The following is a 21,785-nucleotide window of genomic DNA, read 5'->3' as shown; positions in this document are numbered from 1 at the left end:
CTCAGAATGAGAAACGCCGTATCAACTGACAGCAGTCACAAAGGATCTGTTATGAGACTTATTAAAACAACGCTGGTTATCAGCGCCCTCATTTTTTCCACCTCTGGAATGGCCATCGACAAAACCGCCGCCGGCGCGGTAGCAGGTGCTGCTATTGGCGCAGCCACGGGCAAAGATCTGAAATCAACCGTGGGTGGTGCCGTGGTTGGCGCAGGCACGGGTGCAATGTTCAAAAACGGCGAAAAAGGCAAAGACGCACGTAAGGGCGGTGCCGTGGGTGCCGTCGTTGGCGCGGGCGCGGCTGCGGTGACGGGCAATAGCGTGCTGAAAGGCGCGGCCGTGGGTGCCGGCACGGGCGCGCTGATTGGTGAAGCGACGCACTAACAGCATCGGGAAAAGAAAGAAGTAAGGCCGCATCAGGCGGCCTGTTGTGTTATGCCGTCAGGCGGAACTTCTGCACCGAGCGTTGAAGCTCTTCGGTCTGGCGTTCCAGCGCCGCAGCTGCCGCGGAAACCTCTTCGACCAGCGAGGCGTTCTGCTGGGTGACGCCGTCCATCTGCGTAATGGCAATCCCGACCTGCGAAATGCCCTTACTTTGCTCCTCAGAAGCCGACGCGATTTGCTTCATAATGGTCGTCACCTCCGTCACGTCGCGCAAAATCGCATCCATGGTGGTGCCGGTGTCGCTCACCAGCTGCGCACCCTGCTCGACGCGGGTCACGGAATCGGTAATCAGACCCTCAATTTCTTTTGCCGCATTGGCGCTGCGGCTTGCCAGGTTGCGGACTTCACCCGCCACCACGGCGAATCCACGCCCCTGCTCGCCCGCGCGCGCCGCTTCTACGGCCGCATTGAGCGCCAGAATATTGGTCTGGAAGGCAATGCTGTTGATGACGTTGGTGATTTCAGCAATTTTCTTCGAGCTTTCCGAAATACCGCTCATGGTGGTGACCACCTCTTCCACCAGCGAGCCGCCGCGGCTGGCGGTGGTTGAGGCCACATCGGCAAGCTGGCTGGCCTGACGCGCGCTTTCGGCGTTCAGCTTCACGGTAGCGGTCAGCTGTTCCATGCTGGCCGCCGTCTCTTCCAGCGCGGCAGCCTGCTCTTCGGTACGGGAAGAGAGATCGTTGTTGCCGCTGGAGATCTCCGTCGCGCCGCGCCAGATATTCTCACTGCCGGAGCGAATGGTGCTGACCGCTTCACGCAGGCTGTCCTGCATGGCGCTCAGCAGCGGCACCAGCTGTCCCACGCAGTTGCGGCCGAAAGGCGCAATGGGCTGGCTGAGATCGCCCTGGGCAATCTGGCGGAACTGCTGGCGAATGCGCTCCAGCGGTTTGACCAGCATCGCCACCAGGTAGCGGTCGGTAAAGAGCAGGATCAGCAGGCCGATAATGGTGGCGACGATAATAACCGTGCGGGTCATGCTGGTCAGGCCGTCGACCACCATGCGGGTGCTGTCGAGCGTCTTCGCGGCGGCATTGTTGAACTTCTCGGCAGCGGCACCGAACGCACGGCTCAGCGGCGGCGTAACGTTGTTGGCCTGCTGGCGGTAGCCGTCCAGGGTCGCCTGCTTCGCCTGCTCCATTTGCGGCGTCACGCCCTGTTCAAGCAGCGCCTGCCAGGCACCGATCACCTGCGCAGAGACCTGCTCATCCATTGGGCCAGGCGAGATCGCCTTCATTTCGGCCAGTTTCTTACCCATGTTGTCCAGCGCCTGTTGGGCAGAGGACAAATCCGGCGTGCCACCAGCGGCTTTGACCTCCATGGCGCGGCTCAGACGGGTCACAAAGCGGAAATACTGATCGTTGCCCTGGCTGAGCACCATCATCTGTTTAACCAGCTGGCGATCGACTTCATTGCCGTCTGATACCCGTGACAGGGACCAGGTGCTGTACAGCCCGACGCCCGCCCACATTAAACAAAAAATCCCGAGGATCGTCAGCATAACGAAACGGATCGTGAAATTACGGAGCATATTCATAAGTCTTCCTTGCCGTGAGGGTGAATTCGCCCAGAGGCGAGTGCTACTCTCGTTATCGGCAGGGTGCAGGGAAATTATAACCTTTTGTGATTATTTTTAGTTAGCGTGGCTTCACAGGTCGCACAGCCACCGTTAACCCTTATCTTCGCACGACATGATGTGATAAGTTCAGAATGAAAACGACGTTTCAAAAAATCATCTATAAGAAAAGGAGACATCATGTCCTGGTACCCTGACGCTACCCGCTACGAGAATATGCAGTACCGCTACTGTGGCAAGAGCGGCCTGCGCCTGCCCGCGCTGTCGCTGGGCCTGTGGCATAGCTTCGGCCACGTTCAGCCCCTTGACTCCCAGCGCGCGCTGCTGCGTAAAGCCTTCGATCTCGGGATTACCCATTTCGATCTTGCCAACAACTACGGACCGCCTGCGGGAAGCGCGGAAGAGAACTTTGGCCGCCTGCTGCGTGAGGACTTTGCCCGGTATCGCGACGAGCTGATTATCTCCACTAAAGCCGGTTACGACATGTGGCCAGGCCCGTACGGTTCAGGCGGCTCACGCAAGTATCTGCTCGCCAGTCTCGACCAGAGCCTGAAACGTATGGGCATCGAATACGTGGATATTTTCTATTCCCACCGCGTGGATGAAAATACGCCAATGGAAGAGACGGCCTCCGCGCTGGCTCATGCTGTTCAGAGTGGGAAAGCACTGTACGTGGGCATTTCCTCCTACTCTACCGAGCGCACACAAAAAATGGCCGCGCTGCTGCACGAGTGGAAGATCCCGCTGCTGATCCACCAGCCGTCCTATAACCTGCTTAACCGCTGGGTCGATAAGACCGGCTTGCTGGATACGCTGGAAGCAAACGGCACGGGGTGTATTGCCTTTACCCCGCTGGCGCAGGGTCTGCTGACCGGAAAATACCTGAACGGTATTCCGGAAGGTTCTCGCATGCAGCGCGAGGGGAACAAAGTGCGCGGCCTGACGCAGAAAATGCTGACGGAAGCTAACCTGAACAGTCTTCGTCTGCTTAATGAGATGGCGCAGGCGCGCGGGCAGACAATGGCGCAGATGGCGCTGAGCTGGCTGCTGAAAGATGCTCGCGTGACGTCAGTGCTGATTGGCGCGAGCCGCCCGGAACAGCTTGAGGAGAATGTTCAGGCGCTGGGTAATCTGCGCTTTACGGAAGATGAACTGACGCGGATTGACCAGCACGTGGCGGACGGGGAACTGAATTTGTGGCAGGCTTCGTCGGATAAATAGTGTGGTTCGTTGCTTTCTCCCCTCACCCTAACCCTCTCCCCGGCAGAGGGTTAGGGTGAGGGGAGAAATGTGTACCTTATTTCTTACTGATCTTATCCAGATACCCCATCACAAACGCCGACAGCACAAACGTCAGGTGGATAATCACATACCACATCAGCTTATTATCCGGGACGTTTTTCGCGTCCATAAACACGCGTAACAGGTGGATAGAGGAGATTGCCACTATAGATGCCGCAACTTTATTCTTCAGCGACGAGGCGTCCATTTTCCCCAGCCAGCTGAGCTTTTCTTTATGCTCGGCGATATCAAGCTGAGAGACGAAGTTCTCATAACCGGAAAACATCACCATCACCAGTAAGCCGCCCACCAGCGTCATATCCACCAGCGACAGCAGAACCAGAATTAAATCAGCTTCCGCCACGGAGAAAATGTTAGGCAATACGTGGAAAATCTCCTGGAAGAACTTGATCGTCAGGGCGACCAGAGCCAGGGAAAGACCGAAATAGACGGGTGCGAGCAGCCAGCGAGAGGCATACATTGCGTTTTCAAAGAAGCGTTCCATAAAATCCTGTCTGCAAACGAAACCAGCGCTCAGTATATCTCAACGGCGCTGACTGTTTGCAAGAACTAACCAGTACGCCACTCAGACGTCGTCCGGGTTAACCTCAGGACGCGCATACTCCGGCCAGACCAGCACCACCAGCTCCGGGTAGGCTTCCAGACTAAACTCGCGAAAACACTGGCGAAGGTTTAATACGTCCAGGTCGGAATACGAGACCTTCTCACCGTTAAGACAGCGCTTTTTGATGTTGTCGTAATATTTATAAACCGCTGAATTCAGATCGCTACAGCGACGCTGCGCCTCAAACAGACCGGGCGTGTCATTAATTTCCGACATTTTCATGCGCTTAATTGTCGCGTGTAAGAAGTCGATATATTCATGATTCACCCGCCAGTACCAGACAGGCGTAACTGAGTTCATCAAAACAGAGAAATGATCTTCTCCTTCCTCTTTTGTCATCAGTTCAGGTTGTGGCGGTTCACTGGTGTCTTTCGACACTTTCGTTTTATTGAACTCCTGCATCAATAAAAGCACACCAGCGGTCAGTAATAGTAATGTGATGACCGTAAAAAAGATGCTGTTCATGGGTTGGCTCCATTTTTTTTGATTTTAAAATTGCCTCATGATATTGTCAACGAATCTCACGCCTTTACCAACCCCACCCTGTTGAAATTAAAGGAAATTAAAAATGCTGCCCGACTATCTCGTCCCGGCTAAGTACCACATTACGCCTGTGGAACAGCAACCGACGGAAGAAGAAAAAAAGGCCAGTTTCACTCAGGGGAAAAGAAAGCTCTCTGATTTCGAGCCTGATATATTAATTGGCGTTTCTCACACTGGCAAATCCCGTAATATGCTGCTGGAAGAGCACGATCGCCATATAAAAGACCGCTTATTTCGCGCTATAAAAATTGAAGCCTTCGTCCACCTGCTGAATGACCTGCAGGCAGAAGGCGAAATAGATGCCCAGAAACTAAGTCAAATAATGGCTGAAAAAACGAAAGAAATAAATGAGGCCGGCAATGAAATTTGGCTTAATCTAATTACGCGAGAAAAAAACAACCCTATTTTTTATACCCTGGGGGAAGATTAACGTGAAAGAAGTTAAAGACAATAACGTTTATTTGACTTTAGATGATAAAAAAAGTGATGAATTTATCTTAAAGCAAAACATCGAGGCGCTAAGAAATGCAAAAAATGCCGAGATGACGCGTATTACACAAGACCTGGTATCGATCCCGGCAACGCTGGTGCGTCTGAAATGGCAGAATCGCCGCGAGATTTATCCGTTACAGGTTAAAGAAGAAATTTACGGCGCCGTGATGAACGCCATCATCGAACAGCTTCCAGAACTGAAAGAGAAACTGCTGGGACGTCTGGAGGCCAACTATCAGTATCTGCTTGCCAGAGAAGTCGCCACCCTGCGCCTGACGCGCAAACTGTCAGCCGGTGAGTACCGTACGTCAAACGTCACCTGCGTTGCGCTTGATGAGGACGCGCTGACCACCCCCTCTACCGCACCGACGGACAACAAAAACGCATAAACCGACAGGCATAAAAAAAGCCGGCTTTCGCCAGCTTCTTTATCACTTCGAGGCCGCTTTCTCTTCCCCGACCAGCCCAATCTTCAGATAACCCGCCTGATGCAGCGTGTCCATTACCTTCATCATGGTTTCGTAGTCGACGGTTTTGTCCGCCCGGAAGAAGACGGTGGTGTCTTTCTTGCCGCCGGTCAGCTGGTCCAGCGCCGGAATAACGGAGGTATCCGTCACAGGGTCGTTCCCCAGGAACATGGATTTATCCGCTTTCACCGACAAATAAATTGGCTTTTCCGGACGCGGCTGCGGCTGGCTGGAGGAGGCAGGCAGATTCACCTTCACGTCGACCGTCGCCAGGGGGGCTGCCACCATGAAGATAATCAGCAGCACCAGCATGACGTCGATAAACGGCGTCACGTTGATTTCGTGCATTTCGCCGTTATCGTCCAGATTTTCGTTTAGACGCATTGCCATACAATCAACCTACGCGCAGTTTAGACGCCGCATGCACCGGCTTCACGGCGCTGGCATTCAGGTCGAGATCGCGGCTTTGCAGCAGCAGAACCTGAGCGGCAACGTCGCCGAGCGTGGCTTTGTAGTTGCCGATCATACGCGCGAAAAAGTTGTAGATAACCACCGCCGGAATTGCCGCGACCAGACCGATTGCCGTCGCCAGCAGCGCTTCCGCGATACCCGGGGCCACTACCGCCAGGTTGGTGGTTTGGGTCTGAGCAATGCCGATAAAGCTGTTCATGATGCCCCAGACCGTACCGAAAAGACCGATGAACGGTGAAATCGCGCCGATGGTCGCCAGATACCCATTGCCGCGTCCCATGTGTCGGCCAACGGCCGCAACGCGACGCTCCAGACGGAAACCGGTACGCTCTTTAATACCTTCGTTATCTTCACTGCCGGCGGAGAGTTCCAGCTCGTTCTGAGCTTCATTCACTAACAGGGTGGTCAGGCTTTTCGGGTGGAAGGATGAGGTCATCTCAGAAGCCTGATCTAGAGAGCGAGCTTCTGCCAGCTGCTGCTGTTCCCGCTTGAGGCGACGCTTCTGCGAAAGCAGCTCGGCGCTTTTGCTGAAGAAGATAGCCCAGGTGACAACGGACGCCAGAATCAGGCCGATCATCACAATCTTAACCACGATGTCAGCATGATGATACATGCCCCAAACGGAGAGATCCGTCTGCATCAAATTATTACCCACTCTGTATCTCCAGGACGCAAATCACAAAATCTGAACGTAATAATATCAAAAAGCCGTCGAATTGATAGTCGTTCTCATTAGTATTTACATGGTGCCGTAATTTTCGCTCAGTTTCCTTGCGCTTACGCAGTAAAAATTTCTTATGCACTTTTTTGCTAATATTTTCTGCTTATTCGATAAGCATGCGGGTGCAGTTTTTTACAATCGTGGTAGTCTGGACGTCCAGACGTATAAAAACAGGGTTAGCGAACATGACGAAGAAGCATCTTGATACCACGCTGGTGCAGGCGGGACGCAGCAAAAAATACACTCAGGGATCGGTCAACAGCGTGATTCAGCGCGCCTCCTCGCTGGTGTTTGATACCGTTGAGGAGAAAAAAATCGCCACGCGTAACCGCGCAAAAGGCGGGCTGTTCTACGGTCGCCGCGGCACGCTAACCCATTTTTCGCTGCAGGAAGCGATGTGCGAGCTGGAGGGGGGCGCGGGCTGCGCGTTGTTCCCGTGCGGTGCGGCGGCAGTCGCCAACACCATTCTGGCGTTTGTCGAACAGGGCGACCATATCCTGATGACCAACACCGCCTATGAACCCAGCCAGGATTTCTGCACAAAAATTCTCAGCAAGCTCGGCGTGACCACCAGCTGGTTTGACCCGCTGATTGGTGAAGGCATAGCTGAACTTATCCAGCCAAACACGCGCATTGTGTTCCTGGAATCTCCTGGCTCCATCACCATGGAAGTGCACGACGTTCCGGCTATCGTGAAGGCCGTGCGCAGCAAAGCGCCAGAGGCGATTATCATGATCGACAACACCTGGGCGGCAGGTGTGCTGTTTAAGGCGCTGGAATTCGATATTGATATCTCGATTCAGGCGGCAACGAAATACCTGATTGGACACTCTGACGGGATGATTGGCACCGCGGTTTCCAACGCGCGCTGCTGGGACCAGCTGCGGGAAAATGCCTACCTGATGGGCCAGATGGTGGATGCAGACACGGCATACATGACCAGCCGGGGCATTCGTACGCTCGGCGTGCGTCTGCGTCAGCATCATGAAAGTAGCCTGAAAATCGCTGAATGGCTGGCGCAGCATCCGCAGGTTGAGCGCGTGAACCATCCGGCGCTGCCGAGTAGTAAAGGCCATGAGTTCTGGCAACGTGACTTTACGGGCAGCAGCGGGTTGTTCTCGTTTGTGCTTAAAAAACGGCTGAGTAATGACGAACTGGCAAGCTATCTGGATAATTTTACCCTCTTCAGCATGGCCTACTCCTGGGGCGGTTTTGAATCTCTGATCCTGCCGAATCAGCCGGAGCAGATCGGGGCCCTGCGCCCCGGCGGAGAAGTGGACTTCAGCGGCACCCTCATTAGATTGCATATCGGTTTAGAAAATGTGGACGATTTAATTGCGGATTTATCTGCAGGCTTTGAACGTATCGTGTAGAGTGCGGGCTGAAAATGTACTCCCCGGACGCTTTTGTGAACACTGCATGCAGAAAAGTCTGCATGAGTTGCGCCTGCGATCAATCCCGACAGGTGAAATTGGGAGTACAATAGCGTTATCTCTGCTGTTCCACAGGAAAGTCCATGGCTGTTATTCAAGATATTATCGCGGCGCTCTGGCAACATGATTTTGCCGCCCTGGCGGATCCCCACGTTGTAGGCGTCGTCTATTTCGTGATGTTCGCGACGCTGTTTCTGGAAAATGGATTACTGCCAGCCTCGTTTTTACCCGGTGACAGTTTGCTTTTGCTTGCCGGGGCGCTGATCGGCAAAGGCGTCATGGACTTTACGCCAACGATGGTTATCCTTACCTCCGCCGCGAGCCTGGGCTGCTGGCTGAGCTATCTGCAGGGCCGCTGGCTGGGGAACACGCGTGTGGTGAAGGGCTGGCTGGCGCAGTTACCGCATAAATATCACCAGCGTGCGACCTGTATGTTTGACCGCCACGGCCTGCTGGCGCTGCTCGCCGGGCGTTTCCTGGCGTTTGTTCGCACCCTTCTGCCCACCATGGCGGGTATTTCCGGGCTGTCTAACCGCCGCTTCCAGTTCTTCAACTGGCTGAGCGCCCTGCTGTGGGTTGGCGTGGTCACCACCCTCGGCTACGCGCTGAACATGATCCCCTTTGTGAAGCACCATGAAGATCAGGTGATGACCTTCCTGATGATCCTGCCGATATTCCTGCTGGTTGCTGGGCTGGTGGGTACCATTGCGGTGGTGATTAAGAAAAAGTATTGCAGTGCATAAACAAAAGCCGGGTGGCGTTACCGCTTTCCCGGCCTACGTTTCCCCTCAGGCGCCCTGCATCGTTCTTATACGTGACGCATCTTCTCCCGGCGTGACGCCGAAATAGCGCTTAAACTCCCGACTGAACTGCGACGCACTTTCATAGCCGACGCGCATGGCCGCCGCGCTGGCCTTCATGCCGTCGTGGATCATCAACATCCGCGCCTTATGCAAACGGTAGGTTTTGAGGTACTGCAGCGGCGAGGTACTGGTCACCGACTTAAAGTTGTGGTGAAACGCCGAAACGCTCATGTTCGCTTCCGCCGCCAGCTGGTCAACGCTGAGGTTCTCCGTGTACTGGCTTTCAATACGCTTGAGCACGCGGCTGATCAGGCTGAAGTGGGTCTGTCGGCTCACCAGCGCAAGTAACGCCCCGCCGCCCGGCCCCAGCAGCACGTGATAAAGAATTTCGCGGATAATCTGCTTGCCGAGAATACGCGCGTCCAGCGGCCTTTCCATGACGTCCAGCAGGCGCTCAATGGCGCAGAGGATCTCTTCCGACAACGTCGCCGAGTTAATCCCGCTGGAGGCCATCGACGGCTGGAAAAGCTCGTCTTCGCCAATCTCCATCAGCAACTCCTGCAGTTGAAGAATATCGACGTTGACGCGAATACCCGCCAGCGGGACCGACTCTGTCGCGAAGGTTTCACATTCGAAGGGTAAAGGTACCGTCAGGAGCAGATATTCATTGGTGTCGTAGCGGAACACCCGCTCGTTGATATAGCCAATCTTATGGCCTGAAAAGAGAAAAACGATGCCCGGCTGGTACATCACCGGCGTGCGCGTCCCGGGCTGCGTGCCGTAGAGCAGGCGAATGTCCGGCAGCAGGTCGCTAACCTTATTTTCTTTATCTATCAGCATTTTAATCTGCGAGGTAAGCTGAAGGCAGATCGCTTCACGGTTCATTTTACGTTACTCCGGGTACGGTTTCCGACCCTCACAGTCTGCGCATTTTTACGAAGTTTCTCCAGCGCTCTGTAGAAATGGGCAAGACATCGGCAGGAATGTGCATTGAGAGCCTGGCCCCGGACGGCCACAATGAGCAGCATCAGGTAGCCATCAGCGCCACCACGGTTTTTCACCCACTAAAGGGAACGAGCAATGAACAACTTTAATCTTCACACCCCAACCCGCATTCTGTTTGGTAAAGACGCTATCGCCGACCTGCGCGCGCAGATCCCTGCTGACGCCCGCGTGCTGATCACCTACGGTGGCGGCAGCGTGAAAAAAACCGGCGTGCTGGATCAAGTTTACAGCGCTCTGGACGGACTGGACGTGACTGAGTTCGGCGGCATTGAGCCAAACCCGTCTTACGAAACGCTGATGAACGCGGTGAAAATCGCCCGCGAAGAAAACATCACCTTCCTGCTGGCGGTCGGCGGCGGCTCCGTGCTGGACGGCACTAAATTCATCGCGGCGGCAGCGCACTACGCTGATGGCATCGATCCGTGGCACATCCTGGAAACCCGCGGCAGCGACATTAAAAGCGCGATCCCGATGGGATCCGTATTGACCCTGCCAGCGACGGGTTCTGAATCCAACAAGGGCGCGGTGATCTCCCGCAAAACCACCGGCGACAAGCAGGCCTTTATGAACGAACACGTTCAGCCTGTCTTTGCCATTCTGGATCCGGTTTACACCTACACCCTGCCCGCGCGTCAGGTGGCGAACGGCGTGGTCGATGCCTTTGTACACACCGTCGAGCAGTACGTGACCTACCCTGTTAATGCCAAAATTCAGGATCGCTTCGCGGAAGGCATTCTGCTGACGCTGATTGAAGACGGCCCGAAAGCGCTGAAAGAGCCGGAAAACTACGACGTGCGTGCCAACGTCATGTGGGCCGCGACGCAGGCGCTGAACGGCCTGATCGGCGCTGGCGTGCCGCAGGACTGGGCAACCCATATGCTGGGCCACGAGCTGACGGCGATGCACGGCCTGGACCACGCCCAGACGCTGGCCGTTGTGCTGCCTGCGCTGTGGAACGAAAAACGGGATACCAAGCGCGCCAAACTGCTGCAGTACGCCGAGCGCGTGTGGAACATCACCGAGGGCTCTGACGATGCGCGTATTAATGCCGCCATTGAAGCGACCCGTAACTTCTTTGAAAGCCTGGGCGTGCCAACGCGTCTGTCCGGCTACGGCCTGGACGGCAGCTCCATTCCTGCCCTGCTGGCAAAACTCGAAGAGCACGGCATGACCCAGTTGGGCGAGCACGGTGACATTACGCTGGACGTCAGCCGTCGGATCTACGAAGCGGCACGCTAAGCGTTTTTGGCATCCTGACTTTCGTTTTTTGACATTTCGTCCAGACTTAATGCACACCCCATCGCCGGAGTCCCCCTCCGGCGATGCGCACCTGAAGGAGGAAAAATGGCAAACCAAACCGTAATCAAGCTGCAGGACGGCAACGTGATGCCCCAGCTGGGGCTAGGTGTATGGAAAGCCGGTAACGACGAGGTCGTCTCCGCCATTCATAAAGCACTCGAAGTCGGCTATCGGTCGATTGATACCGCCGCCGCGTACAAAAACGAGGACGGCGTGGGGACCGCGCTGGCCAGCGCCGGCGTCCCCCGCGATGAGCTGTTCATCACCACTAAACTGTGGAACGACGATCAAAAGCGCCCCCGCGAAGCGTTGCAGGAGAGCCTGGAGAAACTCCAGCTTGATTTCGTCGATCTGTACCTGATGCACTGGCCGGTTCCGGCCATCGACCATTACGTTGACGCCTGGAAAGGGATGATTGAACTGCAGAAAGAGGGGCTGGTGAAAAGCATCGGCGTCTGTAACTTCCAGGTGCATCACCTGCAGCGCCTGATTGACGAAACGGGCGTCGCTCCGGTGATTAACCAGATCGAACTGCACCCGCTGCTGCAGCAGCGCCAGCTTCACGCCTGGAACGCCACCCACAAGATCCAGACCGAGTCCTGGAGCCCGTTGGCGCAGGGCGGTGAAGGCGTGTTCGATCAGAAAATCATCCGCGACCTGGCGGATAAATACGGCAAAACCCCGGCGCAGATCGTCATTCGCTGGCATCTGGACAACGGCCTGGTGGTGATCCCGAAATCGGTCACGCCGTCGCGCATTGCCGAGAACTTCGACGTCTGGGATTTCCGACTGGACAAAGACGAGCTGGGTGAAATTGCGAAGCTGGATAAAGGTAAGCGGCTTGGGCCGGACCCGGATCAGTTTGGCGGGTAATCGCGTTAAAACGCCGGGTGGCGGCTTCGCCTTACCCGACCTACAAAAAACCCCGGCAAGCCGGGGTTTTCTTTTACGCTTTACGCTTCACAGGTTTCTTCACACTGGAATTACCGTTCGAACGCTGATGCACAATCGGCGTATGTTTGGTCAGCGCCGGGCGCGTATTGCGGTTCTGGCGACGCGCTTCGCGCATCTCATCCAGCGTAGGAGCCGGAACCAGGCAGTCGCGGCGCGAGCCAATGAGGTGTTTTTTACCCATCTCTTCCAGCGCCTGGCGGATCAGCGGCCAGTTTTTCGGATCGTGGTAACGCAGCAGCGCCTTATGCAGGCGACGCTGTTTATCCCCTTTCGGCACCACCACCTCTTCACTCTTGTAGCCAATCTTACTCAGCGGATTTTTGCCGGTGTAATACATGGTCGTCGAGTTGGCGAGCGGTGAAGGATAGAAGTTCTGCACCTGATCCAGACGGAAGCGACGCTGCTTCAGCCACAGCGCCAGGTTCACCATGTCTTCATCGCGCGTGCCAGGATGCGCGGAGATGAAGTACGGGATCAAATACTGCTCTTTGCCCGCCTGCTTCGAGTAGGTGTCGAACAGCTGCTTAAAGCGATCGTAGCTGCCCATGCCCGGCTTCATCATCTTCGACAGTGGGCCTTCTTCGGTGTGCTCCGGCGCAATCTTCAGATAACCGCCGACGTGGTGCGTCGCCAACTCTTTGATATAGCGAGGATCTTCCACGGCGATGTCGTAACGCACCCCGGAGGCGATGAGGATCTTTTTGATGCCCTTCAGATCGCGCGCGCGGCGGTAGAGGTTGATCGTCGGCTCGTGGTTAGTATCCATGTGCTCGCAAATGCTTGGGTAGACGCAGGAGAGACGACGGCAGGTCTGCTCCGCGCGCGGCGACTTGCAGCGCAGCATATACATGTTCGCGGTTGGGCCGCCGAGATCGGAGATCACGCCGGTAAAGCCCGGCACCGAGTCGCGAATGGCTTCGATCTCATTGATGATCGAATCCTCAGAGCGGCTCTGGATAATACGGCCTTCGTGTTCGGTAATGGAGCAGAAGGAGCAGCCGCCGAAGCAGCCGCGCATGATGTTGATCGAGAAGCGGATCATCTCATACGCCGGGATACGGGCGTTGCCGTACGCCGGGTGTGGCACGCGCTTGTACGGCAGCGCAAAGACGCTGTCCATCTCTTCGGTGGAGAGCGGGATCGCCGGTGGGTTGATCCAGATGAAGCGCTCGCCGTGCTTCTGCATTAGCGCGCGGGCGCAGCCCGGGTTGGTTTCATGGTGCAGAATACGGGACGCGTGCGCGTAGAGCACCTTGTCGGCTTTCACCTTCTCGTAGGACGGCAGCAGCACGTAGGTCTTTTCCCACGGCTTCGGACGCGGCGGCTGCACAACGATAGCCTTCGCTTCCGCTTTCTTCGGTTCAACCGGCTTGTTATCGGCACACGGCAGATCTTCACCGTACGGGTGCGGGATCGGGTCGATTTTGCCCGGCATATCAATAATGCGTGAATCCACCCCGCTCCAGCCCGGAAGCGCTTCTTTCACCATGATCGCAGTATTGCGCACGTCGCGGATGCTGCTCACCGGCTCGCCCTGCGACAGACGGTGCGCCACCTCCACCAGCGGACGCTCGCCGTTACCGTAAATCAGCATGTCGGCCTTGGAGTCCACCAGCACCGAGCGGCGCACGGTATCTGACCAGTAGTCGTAGTGCGCGGTGCGGCGCAGGCTCGCCTCGATGCCGCCGAGGATCACCGGCACGTCTTTCCAGGCTTCTTTGCAGCGCTGGGTATAAACCAGGGTCGCGCGGTCCGGACGTTTGCCCGCCACGTTATCCGGCGTGTAGGCGTCGTCATGGCGCAGCTTACGGTCGGCGGTATAGCGGTTGATCATCGAGTCCATGTTGCCGGCGGTCACGCCGAAGAACAGGTTTGGTTTCCCCAGACGCATGAAGTCGTCTTTGCTGTTCCAGTCGGGCTGGGAGATGATCCCCACGCGGAAGCCCTGCGCTTCGAGCATACGACCACAAATGGCCATGCCGAAGCTCGGGTGGTCAACGTAGGCATCGCCCGTGACCAGAATGATATCGCAGCTGTCCCAGCCCAGTTGGTCCATCTCTTCCCGGGACATCGGCAGGAACGGCGCCGGTCCAAAGCAGGCCGCCCAGTACTGGGGCCAGGAGAAGAGGTCACGATCCGGCTGGATCAGGGAAATTGCGCTCATAGTGCTTCCGAAGAAAAAATAGACAAAAGGGCGGGGATTATACGCTGGAACATTGTGGGAAATGAAGGGGTATTATGCGGGCTGTTGCCCTCACCCCAACCCTCTCCCACAGGGAGAGGGAGAAAAGCACGTTACGGCGCCGGATTCACCAGCATCTGCCCTACCGAGCCTCTGTCCATCATCTCCAGCGTCTGGCTGTGGAACAGGAACGGGAAGTGCGGCCACGAAGGCTGGCCGTAGTAGACGAGCAGTTCAACCTGGCCGTCCACCCACACGGTATCTTTCCAGCCGCGATCTTCCGGGAACGGCATCGCGCCATTAACGTTGCGGATCAGGAATGACACACCTTCAATATGGAACGACTGCGGCATGTCTGACCGGACCGTCCAGCGCTCCCAGGTGCCCTGCTGAGCGGTGATATCAATGCGATTTACATCCCACAGCGCGCCGTTGATGCCCGGATCGTCGCCCAGGCTGATATCACGGCTGCGCACCGGCGAGCCGCTCATAATCTCCTGCGGCAGCAGGCGCATCGGCAGGCTATCGGTGACCAGCGGCAGCAGGCCGGTTGGACGCAGAGTAAGCACCAGCGTGGAGACCAGAATGCTCGACGGCTCAAAGAACCCGCGAATACGGTCAACGATGCTCGCGGCTTCACCACAGGTGACGGAGACTTCGTCCCCGTTGGTCATATCCACCAGAATTTCACGACGTTCACCCGGCGCCAGCGCCAGCTGTTTAACGGAGACCGGCGCGGGTAAAAAGCCCTGGTCGCCGGAGATCACGTGCAGCGGGCGGCCATCGCTCATCTGCAGCTGATAGCGACGCGAGTTAGAGGCGTTGAGCAGGCGCAGGCGCACCCAGCCGCGGGACACTTCCACGTACGGGCTCTGCGCGCCGTTAACCAGCAAGGTATCGCCGACAAAGCCACCGCTGCCCGGCTCGCTGTACTCCGGCGTGCCGAAGTTATCCAGACGTTTGTCCTGAATAATGACCGGGAAATCGTCCACGCCGTAGTGGTTCGGTATCGGCAGAGATTTACTGACCTCATCTTCCACCAGCCACATGCCGGCCAGACCGTTATAGACCTGCTGCGCCGTACGGTTAGGGGTATTGGCGTGATACCACAGGGTTGCCGCGCTCTGGCGAATCGGCAGGACGGGCGCCCAGTCGGCGTTGGGGGACATCATTCGCGCCGCGCCGCCAATCAAAGGGCCAGGAACCTGTAAGCCGCTGATGGTCATGGCGACATTTTCAGCCGTACGGTTGCTGTAAATGAGCTTAACGTCATCGCCGTTCCAAACGCGGATGGTCGGCCCGAGGTAGCGCCCGTTAATGCCCCACACCGGCGCGCGCGTGCCCTGGGTAAAGGACCAGTGGCTGCGCTGAAGCGTGAGGAAAAGCGGCTGCCCGCGACGGGATTCAATCAACGGCGGAATGGGCAGCGGCTGCTGCTGCCCGGCGGCGCTGGCTGTCAGCGGCATCGCACCCGCACAAAGGGCAATCCCCGAAGCCTGAATAAACTGACGCCGACTGAGTGACATATAAGCTCCATCTGAAACGACTAACAACGCGGGAATTCTTTTTCCCTTTAACGCCGAATTAAACCTTACCGGCGGCTTCTCTTTCTGCGACTTCTTTATCCAGCAGCGCAATATGCTGAGCCATGAGCTCGCGGCAGTGTGCTGCCAGTTCGCGCACCTGGTCTTTACCGTATTTGCTGGTATCGACGGGTGGCAGCATTTCGACAATCACCAGACCATTATTCAGGCGGTTAAGATTAATCTTATTAGAAGTATTGGAAACGCACACGGGAATAATTGGAACACCTGCCGCAATTGCGGCATGAAACGCGCCGGTTTTAAATGGCAGCAGGCCGCGGCCGCGGCTACGCGTCCCTTCAGGGAACATCCAGATTGAGATCCGGCGCTTTTTAAAATGATTCACCACTTCTGCAATGGTGCCGTGCGCTTTTGCACGGTTGTTACGGTCGATCAGCAGGTTACCGGTCAGCCAGTACAGCTGGCCAAAAAACGGGATCCACAGCAGGCTTTTTTTCCCCACCGTCACGGTCGGAGGCAGAACAATATTGGAGGCCGTCACCATATCGTAGTTGTTCTGATGGTTGGCGATATAGATGGCGTTACCGAAGTTCTCCGCTCCTTCAGGCAGGCGTTTTTCAACCTTCAGACCAAACAGCGGCGCAAGGCGACCGAACATATGGCCAAAGGTGGCAACATGCTTCGGATTACGCGGGCTGAACAGGCAGTAAATAGAGCCGAAAATACAGACCAGAATGCAGTAAATAACGGTAAGAATGAGACGAACAATGTATAGCATAGCGACCTCTGAAGCCCTGACAGCTGACAATTATACTTCACCTGTGGCCAGGTAAGGACTTTATTACGAGCGCGTATTGTTAATCGCAACGCACGAATTAACAACGATTTTACGGGAAATTTTATTGAAATACCCCCTCCGGACAGAGGGGGTGTCATGACATTACTCTTCGCTGTCGCCCGCGCTGCTGCGCGCAGGCGAATCAATCTCCACGCGGTCGATACGCTGCAGGCCGCGCATCAGCGAACCGCGGCGACCGCGCTCGCCCACCACTTTCTGCAGCTCTTCCGGGCGAAGCTTGATTTTACGCTTGCCAACGTGGATGGTCAGCGTGCTCTGCGGCGGCAGCAGGAAGAGGTGCGCCAGGCCATCTTCACCTTTCGCGGCTTCCGCCGACGGGATGTTGATGATCTTGTTGCCCTTACCTTTCGACAGCTCCGGCAGATCGCTGACCGGGAACATCAGCATGCGTCCGGCAGAGGTGATCGCCAGCAGCATGTCGCTCTCGTTCTCAATCACCAGCGGCGTCATCACGCGGGCATTGTCCGGCAGGCTGATCAGCGCTTTACCGGCACGGTTACGCGACACGAGGTCGTTAAAGGTACAGATAAAGCCGTAGCCCGCATCGGACGCCATCAGCAGCTTCTGGTCGTCGGCCTCCATCAGCATGTGGTCAACCGTTGCGCCCGGCGGCAGCGTCAACTTACCGGTGAGCGGTTCGCCCTGGCCGCGCGCGGAAGGCAGCGTGATCGGGTCGATAGCGTAGCTGCGGCCCGTGGAGTCGATAAACGCCACCGGCTGGTTGCTCTTGCCTTTCACCGCCGCTTTAAAGCTGTCGCCCGCTTTGTAGCTTAGGCCCGGCGCGTCGATATCGTGGCCTTTGGCGCTGCGCACCCAGCCGCTCTGCGACAGGACAATGGTCACCGGCTCGGACGGCTGCATGTCGTGCTCGTTCATCGCCTTCGCTTCTTCGCGCTCGTGCAGTGGAGAACGACGGTCGTCACCGAAGGCATCGGCATCCGCCTGCAGCTCTTTCTTCAGCAGGGTGTTCATCTTGCGCTCGGAGGCGAGGATCGCCTGCAGCTGATCGCGCTCTTTTTCCAGCTCGCTTTGCTCGCCGCGGATCTTCATCTCTTCCAGCTTAGCGAGATGACGCAGCTTCAGTTCGAGGATCGCTTCGGCCTGGGTTTCGCTGATGCCAAAGCGTGACATCAGCGCAGGCTTCGGCTCGTCCTCGGTACGGATGATCTCAATCACTTCATCGATATTGAGGAATGCCACCAGCAAACCTTCGAGGATATGCAGGCGCTTAAGCACTTTCTCCAGACGATGGTTCAGACGACGGCGCACCGTATCGCGGCGGAATGTCAGCCACTCGCTGAGGATCTCCAGCAGGTTTTTCACCGCCGGACGACCGTCCAGACCAATCATATTCAGGTTGATGCGGTAGCTTTTTTCCAGATCGGTAGTGGCGAACAGGTGGTTCATCACCTGCTCCATGTCCACGCGGTTAGAGCGCGGCACGATCACCAGACGAGTCGGGTTCTCGTGGTCGGATTCGTCGCGCAGATCGTCCACCATCGGCAGCTTTTTATTGCGCATCTGGGCGGCGATCTGCTCCAGCACTTTGGCACCGGAAACCTGGTGCGGCAGCGCGGTGATCACCACGGCGCCGTCCTCTTTATTCCACACCGCGCGCATGCGCACGGAGCCGCGACCGTTCTGGTAGATTTTGCGGATTTCTGCACGCGAGGTGATGATCTCGGCTTCGGTCGGGTAATCCGGCCCCTGCACGATATCCAGCAGGTCGTCCAGCGAGGTTTTTGGCTGCTCGATCAAGGTGATGGCGGCTTTCGCCACTTCACGCAGGTTGTGCGGCGGAATGTCCGTCGCCATGCCCACGGCGATACCGGTGGTGCCGTTCAGCAGGATGTTCGGCAGACGCGCAGGCAGCATCTTCGGCTCCTGCAGCGTACCGTCGAAGTTTGGCACCCAGTCAACGGTTCCCTGACCCAGCTCGCCCAGCAGCACTTCGGCGTATTTGGACAGGCGGGATTCGGTATAACGCATCGCTGCGAAGGATTTCGGATCGTCCGGCGCACCCCAGTTCCCCTGCCCGTCCACCAGCGGATATCGGTAAGAGAACGGCTGGGCCATCAGCACCATCGCTTCATAGCAGGCACTGTCGCCGTGCGGATGGTATTTACCCAGTACGTCACCGACGGTACGGGCGGATTTCTTGAACTTAGCGGTGGCGTTCAGCCCCAGTTCGGACATCGCATAGACGATGCGGCGCTGAACGGGCTTCAGGCCATCCCCGATAAACGGCAACGCCCTGTCCATGATGACGTACATGGAGTAGTTCAGGTAGGCGTTTTCCGTGAATTCATGTAGCGCGAGGCGCTCTGCCATATCGCTCATTACGTGTGATTCCTCAACTCAGAAACCGAAGGGTTTCAGGCAATATTGCCGCAGATACTACCTCATCTGACGAATTGAGTCACAAAGAAAAAGGGCCGCATAAGCGGCCCTTTTCGGGTTATTTGTTCAGCTTGATAACCTGCTTCACGTCGATTTCAAACTCGTTCCAGTCTTTGTCGACTTTACCCTGCAGCTCTACTTTATCCTGCGGGGTGACGGTCACGCCGTTCCAGCGCTTGTGGTCAATCTCAACCACCACCGTGCCGGACTCGTCGCGGAAGGTGTAGCGGTCATCGGACAGGCGCTCGGTAATGTTCCCGCGCAGCTTCACCCAGGCATCGTCCTTCAGATCTTTCACTTTAGCCGCGGTGGTGAGGTTGGCGTTGTTATCGACAAAACCGCCCTGCTGGGTTTGCGTCTGGGTCTGTGTCGCAGATGGGCCAGTAAAGCCGCCCTGTGCAGCAAAGACCGGCGCGGTGGTCATCATCATGATGGCAGCAATTGCAGCGAATTTTTTCATCTTCATCTCTCCCTTTAACGTCGTTTCGCAGTCCATTAAACAGGGTAAACCTTAACAACTTCTTAAGGGGAAAATTTATTTATTTTTACTGTACAGCAGGCGCTTGCAGAGGGTTTACTGACGGCATCAAGGAGGGAACATGCGCATTTTACTGGTAGAAGACGACAGGTTAATCGGCGATGGCATCAAAGCAGGCTTAAGCAAACTGGGCTTTAGCGTGGACTGGTTTACCGACGGGAAAACCGGGCAGGCCGCGCTCGCCTCAGCGCCCTATGATGCCGTGGTGCTTGACCTGACCCTACCGGGAATTGACGGTCTGGAGATCCTGCGCGCCTGGCGCGAAAGCGGCCGCAGCGAGCCGGTACTGATCCTGACCGCGCGGGATGCGCTGAACCAGCGCGTTGAAGGGCTGCGCCTCGGTGCGGACGATTATCTCTGTAAGCCGTTCGCGCTGATAGAAGTGGCCGCCCGTCTGGAAGCACTGGTGCGCCGCAGCCACGGTCAGACCCGCAGCGAGCTGCGCCACGGCAAGGTGACGCTCGATCCGGCAAGCCTCGCCGCCACGCTGGAGGGCGAAACGCTGACGCTTAAACCCAAAGAGTTCGCCCTGCTGGAGCTGCTGATGCGCAACGCGGGCCGGGTGCTGCCGCGCAAGCTGATCGAGGAAAAGCTTTATACCTGGGACGATGACGTCTCCAGCAACGCCGTCGAAGTCCATGTCCATCATTTACGCCGCAAGCTCGGGAGCGAGTTTATCCGCACCGTGCACGGCATCGGCTACACCCTGGGTGACGCATGAAGCTGAGCCTGAAGCTGCGCCTGACGCTCCTCTTTTTAGCGCTGTCTCTGACGGCCTGGTTTGCCGCCAGCCTGGTGGCGTGGCAGCAGACCACCCACAAGCTCGATAAGCTGTTCGACACCCAGCAGATGCTGTTTGCCAAACGGCTGCTGACGATGGATCTGGACGAGATCCGCGCGCCGGAGCGCATGCGCGAGGTGCCGAAAAAGGCCAAACACGGGCATCTGGACGATGACGCGCTGGCCTTCGCTATTTACGCTTCAGACGGCACGATGCTCCTTAACGACGGCGAAAACGGGCGCGATATCCCGTATCACTATCGTCGTGACGGCTTTGATGACGGACGGCTTCAGGATGACAACGATGAATGGCGCTTTTTATGGCTGACGTCGCCAGACGGAAAATACCGTGTCGTTGTCGGCCAGGAGTGGGAGTACCGGCAGGATATGGCGCTGGACGTGGTCAGCTCGCAGCTGACGCCGTGGCTGGTGGCGCTGCCGGTGATGCTGCTGTTGCTTATTGTCCTGCTGAGCCGGGAGCTGAAGCCCCTGAAAAAGCTGGCCCAGACCCTGCGTTCCCGCTCGCCGGACGCCACCGACGCCCTGCCCACTCAGGGCGTGCCGGCGGAAGTGCGCCCCCTGCTCGACTCGCTGAACCATCTTTTTACCCGTACCCAGGAGATGATGACCCGCGAGCGCCGCTTTACCTCCGACGCCGCCCACGAGCTGCGCAGCCCGCTGGCGGCGCTGAAGGTGCAAACCGACGTGGCGCAGCTTTCTCAGGACGATCCGCAGGCGCAGGAAAAAGCGCTGGCGCAGCTGCACGCGGGTATCGACCGCGCCTCCCGGCTGGTGGATCAGCTCCTCACCCTGTCACGCCTGGACTCGCTGGACAGCCTGGACGGCGTAGAACAGATAGCGATGGCCGACCTGCTGCAGTCTGCGGTAATGGATATTTATCCTTCGGCACAGCAGGCGGGTATTGATATTCGCCTGCACATCAACGCGCCGGAGGTGACCCGCACGGGTCAGCAGCTGCTTCTGAGCCTGCTGGCGCGCAACCTGCTGGATAACGCCACCCGCTACAGCCCGCGCGGCAGCGTGGTAGACGTGACGCTGAACACCCGTAGCGTTACCGTGCGCGACAATGGCCCGGGCATTTCGCCCGATGCGCTGGCGCGTCTCGGCGAGCGCTTTTATCGTCCACCGGGTCAGGACGCCACGGGCAGCGGGCTGGGGCTATCCATTGTGAAACGCATTGCCGCGCTGCACGGCATGCGCGTCTCGCTGGGCAATGCGCCAGAAGGCGGCTTTGAAGTGAAGGTTAACTGGTAAGGGATTATTGCATTTAGCGCAAAAGACTTTGCACATTTTGCTTATTTTTCCGCTCCGTCCTCGCGCGTAGAATACCCGGCATACTCTCATCAC

General features: G+C 57.0%; 21 protein-coding genes. 10 read left to right on the top strand and 11 right to left on the bottom strand.

Annotation, left to right across the window (positions count from 1 at the left end; translation table 11 throughout):
• Positions 1 to 51 precede the first annotated feature (51 nt).
• Positions 52 to 384 carry a YMGG-like glycine zipper-containing protein gene (locus tag A6013_RS05870; protein ID WP_028014408.1) on the top strand — a complete coding sequence of 111 codons (333 nt, stop codon included), beginning with the start codon at positions 52 to 54 and terminating at the stop codon, positions 382 to 384.
• A gap of 49 nt (positions 385 to 433) precedes the next feature.
• On the opposite strand, the gene A6013_RS05865 is transcribed toward A6013_RS05870, so the two are convergent.
• Entirely contained in the window at positions 434 to 1,981 is a 1,548-nt protein-coding gene (locus A6013_RS05865) for a methyl-accepting chemotaxis protein (protein WP_045260793.1), read from the bottom strand.
• A 219-nt stretch (positions 1,982 to 2,200) separates the two neighbouring features.
• Between A6013_RS05865 and A6013_RS05860 the strand changes: the two genes are divergently transcribed.
• The gene (locus tag A6013_RS05860; protein ID WP_047367399.1) at positions 2,201 to 3,241 is read left to right on the top strand and encodes an aldo/keto reductase; all 1,041 of its coding nucleotides are present in this window, start codon (positions 2,201 to 2,203) and stop codon (positions 3,239 to 3,241) included.
• Positions 3,242 to 3,317: 76 nt separating this feature from the next.
• Here A6013_RS05860 and A6013_RS05855 read toward each other — a convergent pair whose 3' ends face one another.
• The gene (locus A6013_RS05855; protein WP_003862473.1) at positions 3,318 to 3,806 is read right to left on the bottom strand and encodes a TIGR00645 family protein; all 489 of its coding nucleotides are present in this window, start codon (positions 3,804 to 3,806) and stop codon (positions 3,318 to 3,320) included.
• Positions 3,807 to 3,887: 81 nt separating this feature from the next.
• Positions 3,888 to 4,391, bottom strand: coding sequence for an ESA_00282 family adhesion-associated protein (locus tag A6013_RS05850; RefSeq protein ID WP_041908140.1), 504 nt, complete (start codon positions 4,389 to 4,391; stop codon positions 3,888 to 3,890).
• A gap of 103 nt (positions 4,392 to 4,494) precedes the next feature.
• Between A6013_RS05850 and A6013_RS05845 the strand changes: the two genes are divergently transcribed.
• Together A6013_RS05845 and A6013_RS05840 are read left to right on the top strand one after the other, a co-directional pair.
• Positions 4,495 to 4,899: a hypothetical protein gene (locus A6013_RS05845; protein WP_041908138.1), complete on the top strand. Its 405-nt coding sequence runs from the start codon at positions 4,495 to 4,497 to the stop codon at positions 4,897 to 4,899.
• Between the two features lies 1 nt (position 4,900).
• Positions 4,901 to 5,350, top strand: coding sequence for a hypothetical protein (locus A6013_RS05840; RefSeq protein ID WP_041908137.1), 450 nt, complete (start codon positions 4,901 to 4,903; stop codon positions 5,348 to 5,350).
• 42 nt (positions 5,351 to 5,392) lie between these two features.
• Here the strand turns inward: A6013_RS05840 and exbD are convergent, their stop codons facing one another.
• The gene (gene exbD / locus A6013_RS05835) at positions 5,393 to 5,818 is read right to left on the bottom strand and encodes a TonB system transport protein ExbD (RefSeq protein ID WP_041908136.1); all 426 of its coding nucleotides are present in this window, start codon (positions 5,816 to 5,818) and stop codon (positions 5,393 to 5,395) included.
• Positions 5,819 to 5,822: 4 nt separating this feature from the next.
• On the bottom strand, positions 5,823 to 6,554 hold the full coding sequence (gene exbB, locus A6013_RS05830) for a tol-pal system-associated acyl-CoA thioesterase (RefSeq protein WP_069732699.1): 732 nt from the start codon (positions 6,552 to 6,554) through the stop codon (positions 5,823 to 5,825).
• A gap of 251 nt (positions 6,555 to 6,805) precedes the next feature.
• Between exbB and metC the strand changes: the two genes are divergently transcribed.
• Both metC and yghB read left to right on the top strand, forming a co-directional pair.
• Positions 6,806 to 7,993, top strand: a complete 1,188-nt coding sequence (metC, locus tag A6013_RS05825; protein WP_069732698.1) for a cystathionine beta-lyase — start codon at positions 6,806 to 6,808, stop codon at positions 7,991 to 7,993.
• 143 nt (positions 7,994 to 8,136) lie between these two features.
• Positions 8,137 to 8,796: a DedA family general envelope maintenance protein YghB gene (yghB, locus tag A6013_RS05820; protein ID WP_028014419.1), complete on the top strand. Its 660-nt coding sequence runs from the start codon at positions 8,137 to 8,139 to the stop codon at positions 8,794 to 8,796.
• Positions 8,797 to 8,841: 45 nt separating this feature from the next.
• Here the strand turns inward: yghB and A6013_RS05815 are convergent, their stop codons facing one another.
• Positions 8,842 to 9,741: an AraC family transcriptional regulator gene (locus tag A6013_RS05815; protein WP_069732697.1), complete on the bottom strand. Its 900-nt coding sequence runs from the start codon at positions 9,739 to 9,741 to the stop codon at positions 8,842 to 8,844.
• Between the two features lie 195 nt (positions 9,742 to 9,936).
• Between A6013_RS05815 and yqhD the strand changes: the two genes are divergently transcribed.
• Both yqhD and dkgA read left to right on the top strand, forming a co-directional pair.
• The gene (gene yqhD / locus A6013_RS05810) at positions 9,937 to 11,100 is read left to right on the top strand and encodes an alcohol dehydrogenase (protein ID WP_069732696.1); all 1,164 of its coding nucleotides are present in this window, start codon (positions 9,937 to 9,939) and stop codon (positions 11,098 to 11,100) included.
• 105 nt (positions 11,101 to 11,205) lie between these two features.
• Positions 11,206 to 12,033: a 2,5-didehydrogluconate reductase DkgA gene (gene dkgA / locus A6013_RS05805; protein ID WP_021242117.1), complete on the top strand. Its 828-nt coding sequence runs from the start codon at positions 11,206 to 11,208 to the stop codon at positions 12,031 to 12,033.
• Positions 12,034 to 12,106: 73 nt separating this feature from the next.
• On the opposite strand, the gene A6013_RS05800 is transcribed toward dkgA, so the two are convergent.
• From A6013_RS05800 to A6013_RS05780, 5 genes are all read right to left on the bottom strand, one after another.
• Positions 12,107 to 14,278 (bottom strand): YgiQ family radical SAM protein, encoded by a 2,172-nt coding sequence (locus tag A6013_RS05800; protein ID WP_028014422.1) that lies wholly within the window; start codon positions 14,276 to 14,278, stop codon positions 12,107 to 12,109.
• Positions 14,279 to 14,409: 131 nt separating this feature from the next.
• A complete protein-coding gene (gene ftsP / locus A6013_RS05795; RefSeq protein WP_028014423.1) occupies positions 14,410 to 15,822 on the bottom strand; it encodes a cell division protein FtsP in 1,413 nt (470 codons plus the stop codon).
• A gap of 58 nt (positions 15,823 to 15,880) precedes the next feature.
• Complete coding sequence (plsC, locus tag A6013_RS05790) at positions 15,881 to 16,618, bottom strand: 1-acylglycerol-3-phosphate O-acyltransferase (RefSeq protein ID WP_028014424.1); 738 nt, start codon at positions 16,616 to 16,618, stop codon at positions 15,881 to 15,883.
• Positions 16,619 to 16,780: 162 nt separating this feature from the next.
• Positions 16,781 to 19,039: a DNA topoisomerase IV subunit A gene (parC, locus tag A6013_RS05785; RefSeq protein WP_028014425.1), complete on the bottom strand. Its 2,259-nt coding sequence runs from the start codon at positions 19,037 to 19,039 to the stop codon at positions 16,781 to 16,783.
• Positions 19,040 to 19,157: 118 nt separating this feature from the next.
• Complete coding sequence (locus A6013_RS05780) at positions 19,158 to 19,559, bottom strand: YgiW/YdeI family stress tolerance OB fold protein (protein WP_023309189.1); 402 nt, start codon at positions 19,557 to 19,559, stop codon at positions 19,158 to 19,160.
• A gap of 139 nt (positions 19,560 to 19,698) precedes the next feature.
• On the opposite strand from A6013_RS05780, the gene qseB reads away from it, so the two are divergent.
• Complete coding sequence (gene qseB, locus A6013_RS05775) at positions 19,699 to 20,358, top strand: quorum sensing response regulator transcription factor QseB (RefSeq protein ID WP_069732695.1); 660 nt, start codon at positions 19,699 to 19,701, stop codon at positions 20,356 to 20,358.
• Positions 20,355 to 21,692 carry a quorum sensing histidine kinase QseC gene (gene qseC, locus A6013_RS05770; protein WP_028014427.1) on the top strand — a complete coding sequence of 446 codons (1,338 nt, stop codon included), beginning with the start codon at positions 20,355 to 20,357 and terminating at the stop codon, positions 21,690 to 21,692. Before qseB ends, qseC begins: the two co-directional genes overlap by 4 nt.
• Positions 21,693 to 21,785: the final 93 nt, after the last annotated feature.

Source organism: Enterobacter sp. IF2SW-B1 (genome assembly GCF_001743375.1).
Lineage (GTDB): Bacteria > Pseudomonadota > Gammaproteobacteria > Enterobacterales > Enterobacteriaceae > Enterobacter > Enterobacter bugandensis.
This window is presented reverse-complemented; position numbering and strand designations above follow the sequence as displayed.

What these genes read in the sequence shown, in the direction of transcription:
- A6013_RS05870 (WP_028014408.1), top strand. Translation starts at nt 52, where the DNA reads ATGAGACTTATTAAAACAACGCTGGTTATCAGCGCCCTCATTTTTTCC.
- A6013_RS05865 (WP_045260793.1), bottom strand. Translation starts at nt 1,981, where the DNA reads ATGAATATGCTCCGTAATTTCACGATCCGTTTCGTTATGCTGACGATC.
- A6013_RS05860 (WP_047367399.1), top strand. Translation starts at nt 2,201, where the DNA reads ATGTCCTGGTACCCTGACGCTACCCGCTACGAGAATATGCAGTACCGC.
- A6013_RS05855 (WP_003862473.1), bottom strand. Translation starts at nt 3,806, where the DNA reads ATGGAACGCTTCTTTGAAAACGCAATGTATGCCTCTCGCTGGCTGCTC.
- A6013_RS05850 (WP_041908140.1), bottom strand. Translation starts at nt 4,391, where the DNA reads ATGAACAGCATCTTTTTTACGGTCATCACATTACTATTACTGACCGCT.
- A6013_RS05845 (WP_041908138.1), top strand. Translation starts at nt 4,495, where the DNA reads ATGCTGCCCGACTATCTCGTCCCGGCTAAGTACCACATTACGCCTGTG.
- exbD (WP_041908136.1), bottom strand. Translation starts at nt 5,818, where the DNA reads ATGGCAATGCGTCTAAACGAAAATCTGGACGATAACGGCGAAATGCAC.
- metC (WP_069732698.1), top strand. Translation starts at nt 6,806, where the DNA reads ATGACGAAGAAGCATCTTGATACCACGCTGGTGCAGGCGGGACGCAGC.
- yghB (WP_028014419.1), top strand. Translation starts at nt 8,137, where the DNA reads ATGGCTGTTATTCAAGATATTATCGCGGCGCTCTGGCAACATGATTTT.
- A6013_RS05815 (WP_069732697.1), bottom strand. Translation starts at nt 9,741, where the DNA reads ATGAACCGTGAAGCGATCTGCCTTCAGCTTACCTCGCAGATTAAAATG.
- yqhD (WP_069732696.1), top strand. Translation starts at nt 9,937, where the DNA reads ATGAACAACTTTAATCTTCACACCCCAACCCGCATTCTGTTTGGTAAA.
- dkgA (WP_021242117.1), top strand. Translation starts at nt 11,206, where the DNA reads ATGGCAAACCAAACCGTAATCAAGCTGCAGGACGGCAACGTGATGCCC.
- A6013_RS05800 (WP_028014422.1), bottom strand. Translation starts at nt 14,278, where the DNA reads ATGAGCGCAATTTCCCTGATCCAGCCGGATCGTGACCTCTTCTCCTGG.
- ftsP (WP_028014423.1), bottom strand. Translation starts at nt 15,822, where the DNA reads ATGTCACTCAGTCGGCGTCAGTTTATTCAGGCTTCGGGGATTGCCCTT.
- plsC (WP_028014424.1), bottom strand. Translation starts at nt 16,618, where the DNA reads ATGCTATACATTGTTCGTCTCATTCTTACCGTTATTTACTGCATTCTG.
- parC (WP_028014425.1), bottom strand. Translation starts at nt 19,039, where the DNA reads ATGAGCGATATGGCAGAGCGCCTCGCGCTACATGAATTCACGGAAAAC.
- A6013_RS05780 (WP_023309189.1), bottom strand. Translation starts at nt 19,559, where the DNA reads ATGAAAAAATTCGCTGCAATTGCTGCCATCATGATGATGACCACCGCG.
- qseB (WP_069732695.1), top strand. Translation starts at nt 19,699, where the DNA reads ATGCGCATTTTACTGGTAGAAGACGACAGGTTAATCGGCGATGGCATC.
- qseC (WP_028014427.1), top strand. Translation starts at nt 20,355, where the DNA reads ATGAAGCTGAGCCTGAAGCTGCGCCTGACGCTCCTCTTTTTAGCGCTG.